The organism is Bacillus sp. FSL R5-0603, assembly GCF_038050295.1.
GTDB lineage: Bacteria > Bacillota > Bacilli > Bacillales > Bacillaceae > Bacillus > Bacillus subtilis.
Window position 1 is genome coordinate 1449024 of record NZ_JBBOYP010000001.1, and the last position, 15464, is coordinate 1464487.

The following is a 15464-nucleotide window of genomic DNA, read 5'->3' on the forward strand; positions in this document are numbered from 1 at the left end:
TCACTAACATGTATTATAGCACGGATCAGAAGCTGTCCAAAATAAGAAAAAGCTAAAGCGCAAGGCTATAGCTTAGTCATTGTTGTTCTTTTTCATATGATGATCAGATTGATCGTTTTGCTCCTTCTCCATTTCCTGCTGCTGTTTTCTATTTAATTGGTCATTTTGCTGCTTTGTTTGCGGTTCGTCTTCATTGTCAATCACGTCGTTAGGCACTTCGGGAAGCACTCGGCCGACAATTGCAGCTAATTCATCCAGTATGCCTGTTACCGGATGGCCCTCGCTGATTTCTCTGCTCATTTCACGAAGGCGGCTGACCGTATCGGGATCAGCAATGACCACTGCGTTAGCGCCATATCGATCATTCTTTAGCGCCTGAGCTACAGAATATTTAATGGTTTCCACTTTACTTCTGTCCAAAGTATCATCGACATCAATCCCAACAACAGCATAACCCCCCAGCACAACGGCTGTTGCATCCTTGACGTCGGGGTTTTTTTCAGCAACGCTGACAAGATGCTTGGCAATATCCGTTCTTGTTCCATTGTCTTTTGTTTCTTGAGTTGTGTCCTTTACGTGAATCGGTTTAGTCTCCTGCTGTCTTGTTGATTCTTTTTCAACATTCTGGCCCTGTTTTCCTTGTTGATAGGCACAAGCGGACAGGATAAGTGTCAGCTGTATGATAATGAAAAGAATTCGCACTTGCGGGTTCCCTCCTTAAAATGCTTTCATTAATTTTATTGTTGAATTAACCTTCTATCTTTATGCACAAAAACATATATTTTAGCAGGCATTCACCTTTTTCATCAAAAGAGAAGCAGGAAGAACTTTGACCCTTATATCAGGAGGCTGAGACTTGAGTAAAATTTATGTGTTAGATACGAATGTGTTATTACAGGATCCTAACGCGATATTTTCTTTTGAAGAAAATGAGGTTGTCATCCCTGCTGTCGTTTTAGAAGAGGTTGATTCAAAAAAACGGTATATGGACGAAGTTGGGAGGAATGCAAGGCACGTATCTAAGCTAATCGATGCGCTAAGACAAAAGGGCAGGCTGCATGAGCATGTACCGCTTGACACCGGCGGCACACTGAGAATTGAACTGAATCATCGTTCGTTTCACCAGCTGCAAGAGATCTTTATTGAAAAGACGAACGATAATCGCATATTAGCCGTTGCGAAAAACTTGAGCCTCGAGGAAGAAACCAAGGAAAATGGCAGGCCGGTTATCCTTGTCAGTAAGGATGTACTGGTCAGGGTTAAAGCCGACGCAATCGGACTGCTTGCTGAAGATTTCTTGAATGACCGTGTTGTGGACAATGATGAAATGTACAGCGGCTATAAAGATTTATATATCAGCCAGCAGCTGTTCAGCTCTTTTTACGGGAAAAATCAAATTTCAGTAAACGATGTGAAACAGCATGCGTTTTATCCGAATCAGTTTGCTTTAATGAAGGATGAGCTAGGAGGGTCCTCCTCGGCAGTCGGAATTGCAGACAAAACCGGAACGGTATTAAAAAGACTCGTATTTGATGATGAACATATATGGGGAATCAGGCCGAAAAATGTACAGCAGACAATGGCATTAGAGCTTTTGCTGCGGGAAGATATTCCGCTTGTCACCCTAATCGGCAAAGCGGGAACCGGCAAAACGCTCTTAGCTTTGGCGGCAGGGCTATTACAGACAGAAGACTTGGGAATATACAAAAAGCTGGTCGTCGCAAGGCCGATTGTTCCTGTTGGCAAGGACATCGGGTATTTGCCAGGCGAAAAAGAGGAAAAGCTAAAGCCTTGGATGCAGCCGATTTTTGACAACTTAGAGTTTCTGTTTAATGCGAAAAAACCAGGGGAGCTTGATGCTATTTTGGCGGGAATTGGCTCAATCCAGGTAGAGGCGCTGACTTATATCAGAGGGAGAAGCATTCCAGATCAATTTATTATCATTGATGAAGCGCAAAATTTGACCAGGCATGAGGTGAAAACTTTGCTGACGAGAGTCGGTGAAGGCAGTAAAATTGTCTTAATGGGTGACCCTGAACAAATTGATCACCCATATTTAGACAGTCTGAACAATGGTTTGGCCTATGTGGTTGAGCGGTTTAAAGGACAACCCATCTCAGGCAGCGTGAAGCTGTTAAAAGGTGAGAGATCAGGTCTCGCCCAGCTCGCAGCTGATTTGCTGTAACATTAAATGATTTCGATCTCTTTTACATCGGTAATCGGCTGTTTGTGATGAACCGGGTCCTCAAAGTAAATATGCACGGGGCCGCCTTCTTGAATCGGCTTGCCTGCCTCACTGAAATGGACAATACTGTTCAGAGCGGTTTCCAGAGAAACGGCGGCCTTTCCCGAACTTGTGACAAATACACATTGTGTCGCAGAGCTGTTCGGCTCAGCATTTTTCAGGACAGTCCCAAGTCTCATAGCGAAACTGCCGTTCATCAGTTTTTGCTTCTCATATTGCTTTTCCGTCTTTAATGTAGGCGGCGCGATTCGCCCCTCTCTGATGACGCGTTCCGGATCAAGGTCTGATTCATCCCCGGCTGATTGTAAATATGTGTCTTGACTGTCCCCTTTGCGGTCAAACGAAAATTTGCGATCATCAAAAATCCATACGCTTGGATCAATGGTAATTGGATATGTAACATTGCCTTTTACTTGGATAACGCTCATGATATGACCCCCTTCTCTCAAAATTATAAAAGTTTTCGCATGAATTGTCACTTTGTGTACAAATTATGTGTATTGAAATGCTGAGGGAACGAGGGTGTTTGCATGGTATGCCGGCATAATGATGAGCTTGAAGCCTTAGTGAAAAAGGCGAAAAAAGTAACGGACAAGGGGGAGGTAGCCAGCTATATTCCCGCCTTGGCAAAAGCTGATAAACACGACTTGTCAGTGGCGATTTATTATTCCAATAATGTTTGTCTGTCAGCAGGTGACGTAGAAAAAACATTTACGCTTCAAAGTATATCGAAAGTCCTTTCCCTTGCTTTGGTGTTAATGGAATACGGCAAAGATAAGGTCTTCAGTTATGTTGGACAGGAGCCGACCGGTGATCCGTTTAATTCAATTATAAAGCTCGAAACAGTGAATCCGAGCAAGCCGTTAAACCCTATGATTAATGCCGGGGCATTGGTAGTGACAAGTCTGATAAGAGGAAGAACGGTGAAAGAGAGACTTGATTATTTGCTTTCTTTTATCAGAAGGCTGACAAACAACCAAGAGATTACATACTGCCGGGAAGTGGCTGAATCTGAATACAGCACTTCAATGATTAATCGGGCGATGTGTTATTATATGAAGCAGTACGGCATTTTTGAAGATGATGTAGAAGCAGTAATGGATTTATACACGAAACAATGCGCGATTGAGATGAACAGTCTGGATTTAGCGAAAATCGGATCTGTATTTGCATTGAACGGCAGACATCCAGAGACTGGGGAGCAAGTCATCTCAAAAGATGTCGCTAGAATTTGCAAAACGTTTATGGTGACGTGCGGAATGTACAATGCAAGCGGGGAATTCGCAATTAAGGTCGGAATTCCTGCGAAAAGCGGCGTATCCGGCGGGATTATGGGCATTTCGCCTTACGATTTCGGGATCGGCATATTCGGCCCCGCATTAGACGAAAAAGGGAACAGCATTGCAGGTGTAAAGCTTTTGGAAATAATGTCTGAGATGTACAGGCTGAGTATTTTTTAATTTATGTCATATGCTTAAATCCTCTTGCATTTTCTGTTGATACCCTTTATGATAAATAGAAGAATTAGGTACTCGCCTGGGGAACGGAGGGATACTTTTGGCTTCAGAGATGATAGTTGACCATCGGCAAAAAGCTTTTGAACTCTTAAAAGTGGACGCTGAGAAGATTTTGAAGCTGATCCGAGTACAAATGGATAACTTAACGATGCCTCAATGTCCTCTATATGAAGAGGTTTTAGATACTCAAATGTTCGGGCTTTCGAGGGAAATCGATTTTGCTGTCCGCCTGGGATTGGTTGATGAAAAAGACGGTAAAGACCTTTTATACACATTGGAACGCGAATTGTCTGCTTTACATGACGCGTTTACAGCTAAATAAATGATAAAACTCAAACTTATTAACAGTTTGGGTTTTTTTATAACTGCTATTTTTCTCTCATCTCATAAAAGACGGTCTTTTTTTACACATTCCTTCCGAATCGTATAGAGATTCTTCGTCTCGTTTGATAAATTGTAGTAAAATAAAAAAGATAAATACATAAAAACCATAGATAATGGAAGTTAGAAGCAGGGAAGAGGATGTTATGTTAAAAAAAATGCTAAAATCTTATGATTACTCACTGATATTCGCAATCGTTTTATTATGCGGATTCGGTTTAGTGATGGTATACAGCTCAAGTATGATTACGGCTGTCTCCCGGTATGGAGTAAGCAGTAATTTTTTCTTCATGCGGCAGCTGTTTGCTTTAATTGCGGGTGGCGCTCTATTTATTCTCATGGCGTTGTTTCCTTACAAGGCACTGGCCCATCAAAAGTTTCAGAAGGGGATACTGCTTGTATCTGTTCTTGCGCTTATCTCACTGTTTGTTTTCGGGCATGTTGCCGGAAACGCGCAGAGCTGGTTTAAAATCGGCGGAATGAGTATTCAGCCGGGGGAGTTTGTGAAACTGGTCGTGATTTTATACCTCGCAGCCGTATATGCCAAAAAACAAAGCTATATTGACCATCTATTAACTGGTGTAGCTCCTCCGGTAGTCATGACGCTTGTGATTTGCGGGTTAATTGCCATGCAGCCAGATTTCGGTACAGCCATGATTATAGGGTTAATTGCGACGTGCATGATCTTGTGCTCCGGATTCAGCGGAAAGACGCTGGTGAGGCTGCTTTTGCTCGGCGGAATTGTTTTAATTTTAGTCAGCCCGATTCTCTATTTAAATCAGGATCAAATTTTAACTAAAGGCCGTTTGGCGCGTTTTGAGAGTCTTGAAGACCCATTTAAGTATGCAAATTCATCAGGTTTGCAAGTGATCAATTCTTATTATGCGATCAGCTCAGGCGGCATTTTCGGCCTAGGGCTCGGTGAAAGTATCCAAAAATACGGATATCTGCCTGAATCACACACTGACTTTATTATGGCTGTCATTGCTGAAGAGCTCGGCATTTTTGGGGTATTGTTTGTGATTTTCTTATTGGGTTTTGTCGTCATAAAAGGTTTTTATATTGCCAGAAAATGCGAGGACCCGTTTGGAAGTCTTCTAGCGATCGGCATTTCAAGCATGATTGCCATCCAGTCGTTTATTAACCTTGGCGGTGTCAGCGGATTAATTCCGATTACAGGGGTTACGCTGCCATTTATCAGTTACGGGGGCTCTTCTTTGGTGCTGCTGCTGGGGAGTATGGGGATATTAGCGAATATCAGCATGTTTGTGAAATATTCAGAGAATAAGAAAAAGAAAGAGCCCTTGGCGCCGAAGGGAATGAAAAAGAAACAGCTCAAAAAAACTGTTTATCAGTAAAAAACAAGTGTGTACAGGGGAAGGATATTCCGCTATGATAGATTATATTCCATTCGGGTAAGGGGGAGAAAAGTTTGTCTCAGCAATCGATACAAAAAGTATTAGTAGCAAACAGGGGAGAAATTGCAATCCGAATATTCCGGGCGTGTACCGAGTTGAATATTCGAACAGTTGCGGTCTATTCAAAAGAAGATTCCGGTTCCTACCATCGGTACAAAGCGGATGAAGCATACTTGGTCGGTGAAGGGAAAAAACCGATTGATGCTTACCTGGATATTGAAGGTATCATTGATATTGCGAAAAGAAACAAAGTCGATGCAATTCATCCGGGATACGGTTTCTTATCTGAAAATATTCATTTTGCGAGACGATGTGAAGAAGAAGGCATCGTATTCATTGGTCCAAAATCCGAGCATCTCGATATGTTTGGTGACAAGGTAAAAGCGCGTGAGCAGGCAGAAAAAGCCGGAATCCCTGTGATTCCCGGAAGCGACGGTCCTGCCGAAACGCTTGAAGCCGTCGAACAATTTGGACAAGCTAACGGTTATCCGATCATCATTAAAGCCTCGCTTGGCGGCGGCGGCCGCGGTATGCGGATTGTCAGATCTGAAAGTGAAGTTAAAGAAGCATATGAGCGTGCTAAATCAGAGGCGAAAGCAGCCTTTGGCAATGATGAAGTTTATGTAGAAAAATTAATTGAGAATCCGAAACATATTGAGGTTCAGGTCATTGGAGACAAGCAGGGAAATGTCGTCCATCTTTTTGAGAGGGATTGCTCCGTTCAAAGACGCCACCAAAAGGTCATTGAAGTGGCGCCGAGTGTCTCGCTGTCACCTGAATTAAGGGACCAAATTTGTGAGGCGGCAGTTGCGCTTGCCAAAAATGTAAACTATATAAATGCGGGGACGGTCGAATTCCTTGTTGCAAACAACGAGTTCTACTTTATTGAAGTAAACCCTCGCGTACAAGTTGAACACACGATAACAGAAATGATTACTGGTGTCGATATTGTTCAAACTCAGATCCTTGTTGCCCAAGGGCACAGCCTTCACAGCAAAAAAGTAAATATTCCTGAGCAAAAGGACATTTTTACAATCGGCTATGCCATTCAGTCACGGGTTACGACTGAGGATCCGCAAAATGATTTCATGCCTGATACAGGAAAAATCATGGCTTACCGCTCAGGCGGCGGTTTTGGTGTCCGTCTTGATACCGGAAACAGCTTCCAGGGCGCCGTGATCACACCATACTATGATTCGCTTCTCGTTAAGCTTTCAACTTGGGCTTTAACGTTTGAACAGGCAGCTGCCAAAATGGTGCGAAACCTTCAGGAGTTTAGAATCAGAGGCATAAAAACGAACATTCCGTTCCTTGAGAACGTTGCAAAGCATGAGAAGTTCCTGACAGGGCAATATGATACGTCTTTCATTGATACAACGCCTGAATTATTTAATTTCCCTAAACAAAAAGACCGCGGAACGAAAATGCTCACTTACATCGGCAATGTGACAGTAAACGGCTTCCCCGGAATCGGGAAAAAAGAAAAACCGGCGTTTGACAAACCGTTAAGCGTAAAGGTAGACGTTGATCAGCAGCCTGCCAGAGGAACAAAGCAAATTCTCGATGAAAAAGGTGCTGAAGGGCTTGCAAATTGGGTTAAGGAGCAGAAATCTGTCCTTTTAACTGATACGACATTCAGGGATGCCCACCAATCGTTATTGGCAACTAGAATCAGATCGCATGATTTGAAAAAAATCGCAAATCCGACGGCTGCGTTATGGCCTGAACTATTCAGTATGGAAATGTGGGGAGGCGCGACCTTCGATGTAGCCTACCGATTCCTGAAAGAAGATCCGTGGAAGCGTTTGGAAGATCTTCGCAAAGAAGTGCCGAATACCTTATTCCAGATGCTGCTTCGCTCATCAAATGCGGTCGGCTATACGAATTATCCGGACAATGTGATTAAAGAATTTGTGAAGCAATCAGCTCAATCCGGTATTGATGTGTTTCGTATTTTCGACAGCTTAAACTGGGTAAAAGGGATGACGTTAGCCATTGATGCCGTTCGGGATACCGGAAAAGTGGCAGAAGCTGCGATTTGTTATACGGGAGATATCCTTGACAAGAACCGGACGAAGTACGATCTTGCTTATTATACATCGATGGCGAAGGAGCTTGAGGCGGCCGGAGCCCATATTCTCGGGATTAAAGATATGGCAGGGCTGTTAAAACCGCAGGCTGCATATGAACTTGTTTCTGCGTTGAAAGAAACGATCGACATTCCGGTTCACCTTCATACACATGATACGAGCGGAAACGGTATTTATATGTATGCAAAAGCTGTTGAAGCCGGCGTTGATATCATAGACGTGGCGGTCAGCTCAATGGCGGGATTAACGTCACAGCCTAGCGCGAGCGGATTTTATCATGCGATGGAAGGCAACGACCGCCGTCCGGAAATGAATGTCCAAGGCGTTGAATTGCTGTCCCAATATTGGGAGTCGGTGCGTAAATATTATAGTGAATTTGAAAGCGGAATGAAGTCTCCGCATACTGAAATATATGAGCACGAGATGCCAGGGGGCCAATATAGCAACCTGCAGCAGCAAGCCAAGGGAGTAGGCCTTGGCGACCGCTGGAACGAAGTCAAGGAAATGTACAGACGCGTGAACGATATGTTCGGTGACATCGTCAAGGTAACGCCTTCCTCAAAAGTAGTCGGAGATATGGCACTCTACATGGTGCAAAACAATCTCACTGAAAAAGACGTTTACGAAAAAGGTGAATCTTTAGATTTCCCTGATTCTGTCGTGGAGCTTTTTAAAGGAAATATCGGCCAGCCTCATGGCGGATTCCCGGAAAAACTGCAAAAGCTGATCTTAAAAGGACAGGAGCCGATTACAGTCAGACCGGGCGAACTGCTTGAGCCGGTGTCATTTGAAGCGATCAAACAGGAATTTAAAGAGCAGCATAACTTGGAAATTTCAGATCAGGATGCTGTGGCATATGCCCTTTATCCTAAAGTCTTCACTGATTATGTGAAAACGACAGAAAGCTATGGAGACATCTCGGTATTAGATACACCGACATTCTTCTACGGTATGACATTAGGTGAAGAGATAGAAGTTGAAATTGAGCGCGGCAAAACGCTGATCGTTAAGCTGATTTCAATCGGTGAGCCTCAGCCTGACGCCACTCGCGTCGTTTATTTCGAACTCAACGGGCAGCCGCGTGAAGTAGTCATTAAAGATGAAAGCATTAAGTCTTCCGTTCAGGAAAGGCTGAAAGCAGACCGGACAAATCCAAGCCACATCGCAGCTTCCATGCCTGGAACCGTTATTAAGGTATTGGCTGAAGCAGGCACAAAAGTCAATAAAGGTGATCATTTGATGATTAATGAAGCGATGAAAATGGAAACAACGGTTCAGGCGCCTTTCTCAGGAACAATCAAGCAGGTTCATGTGAAAAATGGCGAGCCGATCCAAACGGGAGATCTGCTTCTCGAAATTGAAAAAGCATAAAAAAAAACAAGAGTGTATATCAATGATATACACTCTTGTTTTTTATATAGAAAATGTGGAGTGAAACAGATGGTTAAAAGAGATATAAGGGGACTTCAGAGATTATAGAGTACTGTCACAAGCACAAAATAAAAAGAGGCTTATATACCACCAATTTTTTAGATGCTTTGTAGTAGTCCATGCATATTTCTTTAAACACTATCTGATTTTCCAATGGCCAAAAGGCTTTAATATTTATGTTCGCGGACTATAGATCCATATGAAATTTCTATAATAACGATGAGAAAGGGGACAGACCGAAGTGAGCCGCTCACTGATCATCAAGTTCAGCGAAGGCTGGCCATTGAAACAATAAAGCGCCAAAACAAGACATGAAAAAAGACCAAAGCCGCCTAAGGCTTTGGTCTTGAGTCCTTATGATTGCCTGGATTCATAACGGAAACGAGCAATCAATAATAAGAAGTAGCATAAAACGCCAAACAGACAGGCAATAAAGAACGAGTGGGCAAGTGCAAAGCCCAGAGCCAGTTCAGAGTATACGATCATAATACCGGACAGTGCCTGTAATGTAATGAAAATAAGACATGAGATCCATCCCCAAAAGATCTGTTTTTGATCTTTATAGGAAGTAATAGCATGAACAGCGGCAACAATAATCCATACAAATAACAGTAAGGCTGCTGCTCTGTGGCCCATTTGCACCCATTCATGGAATTGGGTCGGAAGTCCATTGTTCAGCGGGCTGCACAGCGGCACATCAGGACATGCCAGACTTGATTCAGTGTGTCTTACATATGCGCCTGTATACACAACGATATAGGAATATATCAAAATTCCTATCATGTGAAATTGCATCTTTTTGCCGATTTGAAGCGGCTTAACCAGTGTTCTGACTGATTTATCAGCTTCAAATATGAGCAATGTCAAAATAAGCACTGAAGCAAAAGAAATTAATGAGATGCCGAAGTGAAGCGCCATAATCAGCGCGTTCGAACCGAATACGACAGCCAATGCGCCAAGCAATGCCTGAAGAAATAAAAAGATAATTGACATGATCGCGAGAAACGTTGTTTCACGGAAAATCGGCGTGATTTTTCTCCATGACCAAAACGCAAGGCTTAGCACAAGGATAATAGAGATTCCGCTTGCGAATCGGTGGCTCCATTCAATAATTGAGGCCGGATTCAGTTCAGGGAAAAAACGGCCGTGACACAGCGGCCACTGTCTGCCGCATCCTTGGCCGGAACCTGTTTTTGTAACGAGGGCACCCCCGATTAAAACAATTAGCATGACAAATGTCGTCAGAACACCGAGAGCTTTTAATGCTTTATTCATACAATATTCACCTTCTCAACATACTGCTGCAATTTTATATACGTTCCAAGTGTAAGCGAATATGTGTTTTGTGGCAATTCCCAGAGCCTTTTGTTCACAAAAATATAATAGAATGACGGCTTCTGGAAAATGTACACTTGATTATTCATGCCGGGTCTGATAGAAATAAGGTAAACGCAATGCCGATTTGGAGATTGCCTTCACCTTTGGTAAAATTCATAAAAAGTTCACAAATAAATTCCTGTTTGTCGTTTAATATTTAATAGGATGTTTTTTTACAAGATGTTATCTTGTATGATAGAGTTGCAGGTTATTTTATTCTCCTGCGTTAGGTCTGTAAGGGAGGTTTACGTTATGGCTAACTCCAGAATCTTAAATGATACAGCTATAGACGGACAAATTGAAGAAACAACGGCATGGAAAGATTTTCTGTCCCTTATTAAAATAGGGATCGTCAATTCTAACCTCATCACGACTTTCACTGGAATGTGGCTTGCACTGCATATTTCCGGTTTAAGTTTTTTAGGCAATATAAACACCGTTCTTCTTACGTTAATCGGGTCTTCACTGATTATTGCGGGCTCCTGCGCGATCAATAACTGGTATGACCGGGACATTGACCATCTTATGGAGCGTACGAAAGTAAGACCGACGGTTACGGGTAAAATTCAGCCGAGTCAGGCGTTATGGTCTGGAATTTTGCTGGTTGCTTTAGGGTTGATTATGCTGCTGATGACAACTGTCATGGCTGCTGTTATCGGTTTTATCGGAGTCTTTACGTATGTTGTATTGTACACAATGTGGACGAAACGCCGCTATACGATTAACACAGTAGTAGGAAGCGTTTCCGGTGCAGTGCCGCCGCTTATTGGATGGACGGCAGTGGAAGGGAATATCGGTGTCGTAGCATGGGTGTTATTCATGATTTTATTTATTTGGCAGATTCCTCACTTCTTAGCATTGGCTATTAAGAAAACTGAGGATTACAGAGCTGCAAATATTCCGATGCTTCCTGTCGTATACGGATTTGAAGTGACAAAAAGACAAATTATTGTGTGGGTTGCGTGCCTGATGCCGCTTCCGTTTTTCCTTGGTAGTCTGGGTCTTCCGATTGTCATTCTCGGCTTGCTGTTAAATATCGGCTGGCTGATTCTTGGCTTAATGGGATTCCGCTCCAAGAATATCATGAAGTGGGCAACGCAGATGTTCGTTTACTCGCTTAACTACATGACAATCTATTTCGTTGCCATGGTTGTCTTGACGCTTTTCTAAAAAATAGATATGATGCTTGTTTTATCGCTTCAAAATAAACGATGACAACTAGTAAATGCCGCCTTGACCTCTTGTTTAATCAGGCGGCTTTACTTTTATACATAGATGGCATTTTGAGTAAAAAAACTCATAATTTAAGAGAAGAGGAAATGTAAGTGTTTTATTGGTGATAGGTTGGATGGCGATAGATTTCGATCCGCTTTCCGCCTTTGTATTGACCAGAAAAGGGGTTGGGTGAAATGGTAAAGCATTGGCGTCTTATTTTATTATTAGCCTTAGTGCCGCTTCTATTAAGCGGATGTGGAAAACCTTTTTTATCCACGCTCAAGCCTGCTGGCGAGGTGGCTGATAAACAGTATGACCTGACAGTGCTCAGCACATTGATTATGGTGGTTGTTGTTGCAGTAGTATCTGTTATCTTCTTTTATGTGATTGTGAGATTCAGAAGATCACGGGTCGGTGAGAACACGATACCGAAACAGGTAGAGGGGAATAAATTTTTAGAAATCACATGGACCGTGATCCCGATTTTGCTGCTCATTATTCTTGTGATTCCTGTTGTATTATATACGCTGGAGCTAGCGGACACATCACCAATGGATAAAAAAGGCCGCAAAGCTGAGGATGCTCTTGTAGTCAATGTTAGGGCAAATTTATACTGGTGGGAGTTTGAGTACCCTGATTACGGCATTATCACAAGCCAGGAGCTGATTGTACCAACAGATCAGCGTGTATATTTTAATTTAAAAGCCTCTGATGTAAAACATTCCTTCTGGATTCCTTCAGTTGGAGGAAAACTTGATACGAATACGGATAATGAAAATAAGTTCTTCCTGACATTTGATTCAAAACGAAGCAAAGAGGCAGGAGATATGTTTTTTGGGAAGTGTGCAGAGCTTTGCGGCCCTTCACATGCCCTGATGGATTTTAAGGTGAAGACGATGTCTGCAAAGGAATTTCAGGGCTGGACAAAAGAAATGAAAAACTATAAATCTACAGCAGAGAGCGATTTGGCTAAGCAAGGTGAAGAACTGTTTAAAGAGAAAAACTGCCTGAGCTGCCATGCGGTAGAGCCGAATGATAAGCGTGCAGAAGCCGCTAGAACGGCACCCAACTTGGCGACCTTCGGTGAAAGGACAAAAGTGGCAGGGGTGAAAGAGGCCAACAAAGAAAATGTGAAGGCTTGGCTGAAGGACCCTGACAGCATAAAGCCGGGGAACAAAATGACAGGCACATATCCAAAGCTCTCAGACAGCGAAACAGATGCGCTTTATGAATACTTAAAAGGCTTAAAAGCGGAAAGCAAGTAGGGAAGAAAGGGAGATATTGGGGGAGGTCACATATGTTGAATGCGCTTACAGAAAAGCGGACGCGCGGATCTATGCTTTGGGATTATTTGACGACGGTGGACCATAAAAAAATCGCGATTCTTTATTTAGTGGCAGGGGGATTCTTCTTTCTTGTCGGGGGAATTGAAGCGATGTTTATCAGAATTCAGCTTGCAAAGCCGGAAAATGCGTTTCTCAGTGCTCAAGCATACAATGAAGTAATGACTATGCACGGAACGACGATGATCTTTCTGGCTGCGATGCCGCTCTTATTTGCCTTGATGAATGCGGTTGTGCCTTTGCAGATCGGGGCTCGGGACGTTTCGTTTCCATTTTTAAACGCGCTTGGTTTTTGGCTCTTCTTTTTCGGGGGCATTTTCTTAAATCTAAGCTGGTTTTTGGGCGGAGCGCCAGATGCGGGCTGGACGTCATATGCCTCACTTTCGCTTCATTCTAAAGGGCACGGCATAGACTTTTTCGTCCTCGGACTCCAAATATCGGGGCTGGGGACGCTGATAGCCGGGATTAACTTTTTGGCCACGATTATCAACATGAGGGCTCCGGGCATGACGTATATGAGGCTGCCTTTGTTTACATGGACGACATTTGTGGCCTCGGCATTGATTTTGTTCGCGTTTCCGCCCCTTACGGTTGGATTGGCTCTCATGATGCTGGATCGGCTGTTCGGAACCAATTTCTTTAATCCGGAGCTTGGCGGAAATACGGTCATTTGGGAACATTTATTTTGGATCTTCGGCCACCCGGAGGTTTATATCCTAATTTTGCCTGCGTTCGGTATTTTTTCTGAGGTCATCCCTGTGTTCGCCAGAAAGCGTTTGTTTGGCTATTCTTCAATGGTTTTTGCAATCGTGCTCATTGGCTTTCTGGGCTTTATGGTTTGGGTGCACCACATGTTCACGACTGGTCTTGGCCCGATTGCAAATGCGATTTTTGCGGTTGCAACAATGGCTATCGCGATTCCGACCGGGATTAAGATTTTTAACTGGCTGTTGACGATTTGGGGAGGAAATGTGAAGTATACAACCGCTATGCTATATGCTGTCTCATTTATCCCATCCTTTGTGCTCGGTGGTGTGACGGGAGTCATGCTGGCAGCAGCTGCTGCTGATTATCAGTTCCATGATACGTATTTTGTGGTTGCGCACTTCCACTACGTCATTATTGGCGGTGTTGTATTCGGCCTTTTAGCCGGTGTTCATTTCTGGTGGCCGAAAATGTTCGGTAAAATTCTGCATGAAACGATGGGGAAAATTTCATTTGTATTGTTTTTTATCGGCTTTCACCTCACGTTTTTCATTCAGCATTTTGTCGGCTTAATGGGGATGCCGCGCCGGGTTTATACGTTTTTGCCAGGACAGGGTCTGGAAACCGGCAACTTGATCAGTACAATCGGGGCGTTTTTTATGGCGGCAGCTGTTATTCTTCTGCTGGTCAATGTCATATGGACATCGGTAAAAGGTGAATATGTAGGTGCTGATCCATGGCATGACGGACGTACGCTGGAATGGACCGTTTCTTCACCGCCGCCGGAGTATAACTTTAAACAGCTTCCTTTTGTCAGAGGACTTGATCCGTTTTGGATTGAGAAGCAGGCAGGGCACAAATCAATGACGCCGGCGGAACCGGTTGATGATATTCATATGCCAAACGGCTCAATCCTACCGCTCATCATTTCCTTCGGCCTTTTTGTCGCAGCGTTCGGGCTGATGTACAGAAGTGATTATGCTTGGGGCCTGCCAGTGATCTTTATCGGGCTTGGCATCACATTTATTACGATGCTGCTTCGTTCAGTAATTGATGATCACGGCTATCATATTCATAAAGAGGAACTGCCGAACGATGATAAAGGGGTGAAGGCATAATGCAAGTTCAAGAAAAATTCACCGCAGAAACCTTTCCAGCTTCTCCCGAAAAAGTAACCCTGGAAGGGAAAAATAAATTTTTAGGCTTTTGGCTTTTTCTTGGCGGAGAGACTGTTCTGTTTGCGTCTCTCTTCGCCACGTTTCTTGCGCTTCGGAATTCAAATGCCGGTGATCCGCCTACGACGGAAATGTTCGATGTGACACTTGTATTCATAGCCACAATGCTTCTATTAACGAGCAGTTTAACGAGTGTGTACGCGATGTACCACATGAAGAACTTTTCCTTCGGCAAGATGCAGCTTTGGCTGGGAATTACGATTTTATTGGGGGCAGGCTTTTTAGGACTGGAAATCTATGAGTTCAAGCATTACACCCATGAATTTGGCTTTACCATCACAAGCTCTGCCCTTGGTTCTGCGTTTTACACGCTTGTCGGTACACACGGCGCCCACGTGGCATTTGGGCTTATGTGGATCAGCACGCTTATGATCCGCAATGCCAAGAGAGGGCTGAACCTGTATACGGCGCCTAAGTTTTACGTTGCCAGCCTTTATTGGCACTTTATTGATGTCGTGTGGGTCTTCATCTTTACCGTTGTATATTTAATGGGGATGGTGGGATAAA

General features: G+C 43.5%; 12 protein-coding genes. 9 read left to right on the forward strand and 3 right to left on the reverse strand.

Features of this window, described 5'->3' with window-relative positions; genetic code table 11:
• Nucleotides 1-72 precede the first annotated feature (72 nt).
• Nucleotides 73-702, reverse strand: coding sequence for a YhcN/YlaJ family sporulation lipoprotein (locus NYE56_RS07545; RefSeq protein WP_003232269.1), 630 nt, complete (start codon nucleotides 700-702; stop codon nucleotides 73-75).
• A 154-nt stretch (nucleotides 703-856) separates the two neighbouring features.
• Between NYE56_RS07545 and NYE56_RS07550 the strand changes: the two genes are divergently transcribed.
• Nucleotides 857-2185, forward strand: a complete 1329-nt coding sequence (locus NYE56_RS07550; protein WP_003245272.1) for a PhoH family protein — start codon at nucleotides 857-859, stop codon at nucleotides 2183-2185.
• A gap of 2 nt (nucleotides 2186-2187) precedes the next feature.
• On the opposite strand, the gene NYE56_RS07555 is transcribed toward NYE56_RS07550, so the two are convergent.
• On the reverse strand, nucleotides 2188-2673 hold the full coding sequence (locus NYE56_RS07555; protein WP_003245279.1) for a hypothetical protein: 486 nt from the start codon (nucleotides 2671-2673) through the stop codon (nucleotides 2188-2190).
• A gap of 102 nt (nucleotides 2674-2775) precedes the next feature.
• Between NYE56_RS07555 and glsA the strand changes: the two genes are divergently transcribed.
• From glsA to pyc, 4 genes are all read left to right on the forward strand, one after another.
• Nucleotides 2776-3705, forward strand: a complete 930-nt coding sequence (gene glsA / locus NYE56_RS07560; protein WP_003232263.1) for a glutaminase A — start codon at nucleotides 2776-2778, stop codon at nucleotides 3703-3705.
• 97 nt (nucleotides 3706-3802) lie between these two features.
• The gene (locus NYE56_RS07565) at nucleotides 3803-4084 is read left to right on the forward strand and encodes a YlaN family protein (protein WP_003245286.1); all 282 of its coding nucleotides are present in this window, start codon (nucleotides 3803-3805) and stop codon (nucleotides 4082-4084) included.
• A gap of 205 nt (nucleotides 4085-4289) precedes the next feature.
• The gene (gene ftsW, locus NYE56_RS07570) at nucleotides 4290-5501 is read left to right on the forward strand and encodes a cell division protein FtsW (RefSeq protein ID WP_024573207.1); all 1212 of its coding nucleotides are present in this window, start codon (nucleotides 4290-4292) and stop codon (nucleotides 5499-5501) included.
• Between the two features lie 74 nt (nucleotides 5502-5575).
• Nucleotides 5576-9022: a pyruvate carboxylase gene (gene pyc, locus NYE56_RS07575; RefSeq protein ID WP_019712514.1), complete on the forward strand. Its 3447-nt coding sequence runs from the start codon at nucleotides 5576-5578 to the stop codon at nucleotides 9020-9022.
• A 414-nt stretch (nucleotides 9023-9436) separates the two neighbouring features.
• Here the strand turns inward: pyc and ctaA are convergent, their stop codons facing one another.
• Entirely contained in the window at nucleotides 9437-10357 is a 921-nt protein-coding gene (ctaA, locus tag NYE56_RS07580) for a heme A synthase CtaA (protein WP_015483190.1), read from the reverse strand.
• A gap of 354 nt (nucleotides 10358-10711) precedes the next feature.
• On the opposite strand from ctaA, the gene cyoE reads away from it, so the two are divergent.
• The 4 genes from cyoE to ctaE all read left to right on the forward strand — a co-directional run bounded on the left by cyoE (nucleotide 10712) and on the right by ctaE (nucleotide 15463).
• Nucleotides 10712-11629, forward strand: a complete 918-nt coding sequence (cyoE, locus tag NYE56_RS07585) for a heme o synthase (protein WP_003232250.1) — start codon at nucleotides 10712-10714, stop codon at nucleotides 11627-11629.
• 239 nt (nucleotides 11630-11868) lie between these two features.
• Entirely contained in the window at nucleotides 11869-12939 is a 1071-nt protein-coding gene (coxB, locus tag NYE56_RS07590) for a cytochrome c oxidase subunit II (RefSeq protein ID WP_014663859.1), read from the forward strand.
• Between the two features lie 32 nt (nucleotides 12940-12971).
• A complete protein-coding gene (gene ctaD, locus NYE56_RS07595; protein WP_341283682.1) occupies nucleotides 12972-14840 on the forward strand; it encodes a cytochrome c oxidase subunit I in 1869 nt (622 codons plus the stop codon).
• Nucleotides 14840-15463 carry a cytochrome c oxidase subunit III gene (gene ctaE / locus NYE56_RS07600; RefSeq protein WP_003232244.1) on the forward strand — a complete coding sequence of 208 codons (624 nt, stop codon included), beginning with the start codon at nucleotides 14840-14842 and terminating at the stop codon, nucleotides 15461-15463. Before ctaD ends, ctaE begins: the two co-directional genes overlap by 1 nt.
• Nucleotide 15464 lies beyond the last annotated feature (1 nt).

Bases quoted from the DNA above. Each gene is read 5' to 3' on its own strand.
- NYE56_RS07555 (WP_003245279.1), bottom strand. From the start codon at position 2,673: ATGAGCGTTATCCAAGTAAAAGGCAATGTTACATATCCAATTACCATT.
- glsA (WP_003232263.1), top strand. From the start codon at position 2,776: ATGGTATGCCGGCATAATGATGAGCTTGAAGCCTTAGTGAAAAAGGCG.
- ftsW (WP_024573207.1), top strand. From the start codon at position 4,290: ATGTTAAAAAAAATGCTAAAATCTTATGATTACTCACTGATATTCGCA.
- ctaA (WP_015483190.1), bottom strand. From the start codon at position 10,357: ATGAATAAAGCATTAAAAGCTCTCGGTGTTCTGACGACATTTGTCATG.
- cyoE (WP_003232250.1), top strand. From the start codon at position 10,712: ATGGCTAACTCCAGAATCTTAAATGATACAGCTATAGACGGACAAATT.
- coxB (WP_014663859.1), top strand. From the start codon at position 11,869: ATGGTAAAGCATTGGCGTCTTATTTTATTATTAGCCTTAGTGCCGCTT.
- ctaD (WP_341283682.1), top strand. From the start codon at position 12,972: ATGTTGAATGCGCTTACAGAAAAGCGGACGCGCGGATCTATGCTTTGG.
- ctaE (WP_003232244.1), top strand. From the start codon at position 14,840: ATGCAAGTTCAAGAAAAATTCACCGCAGAAACCTTTCCAGCTTCTCCC.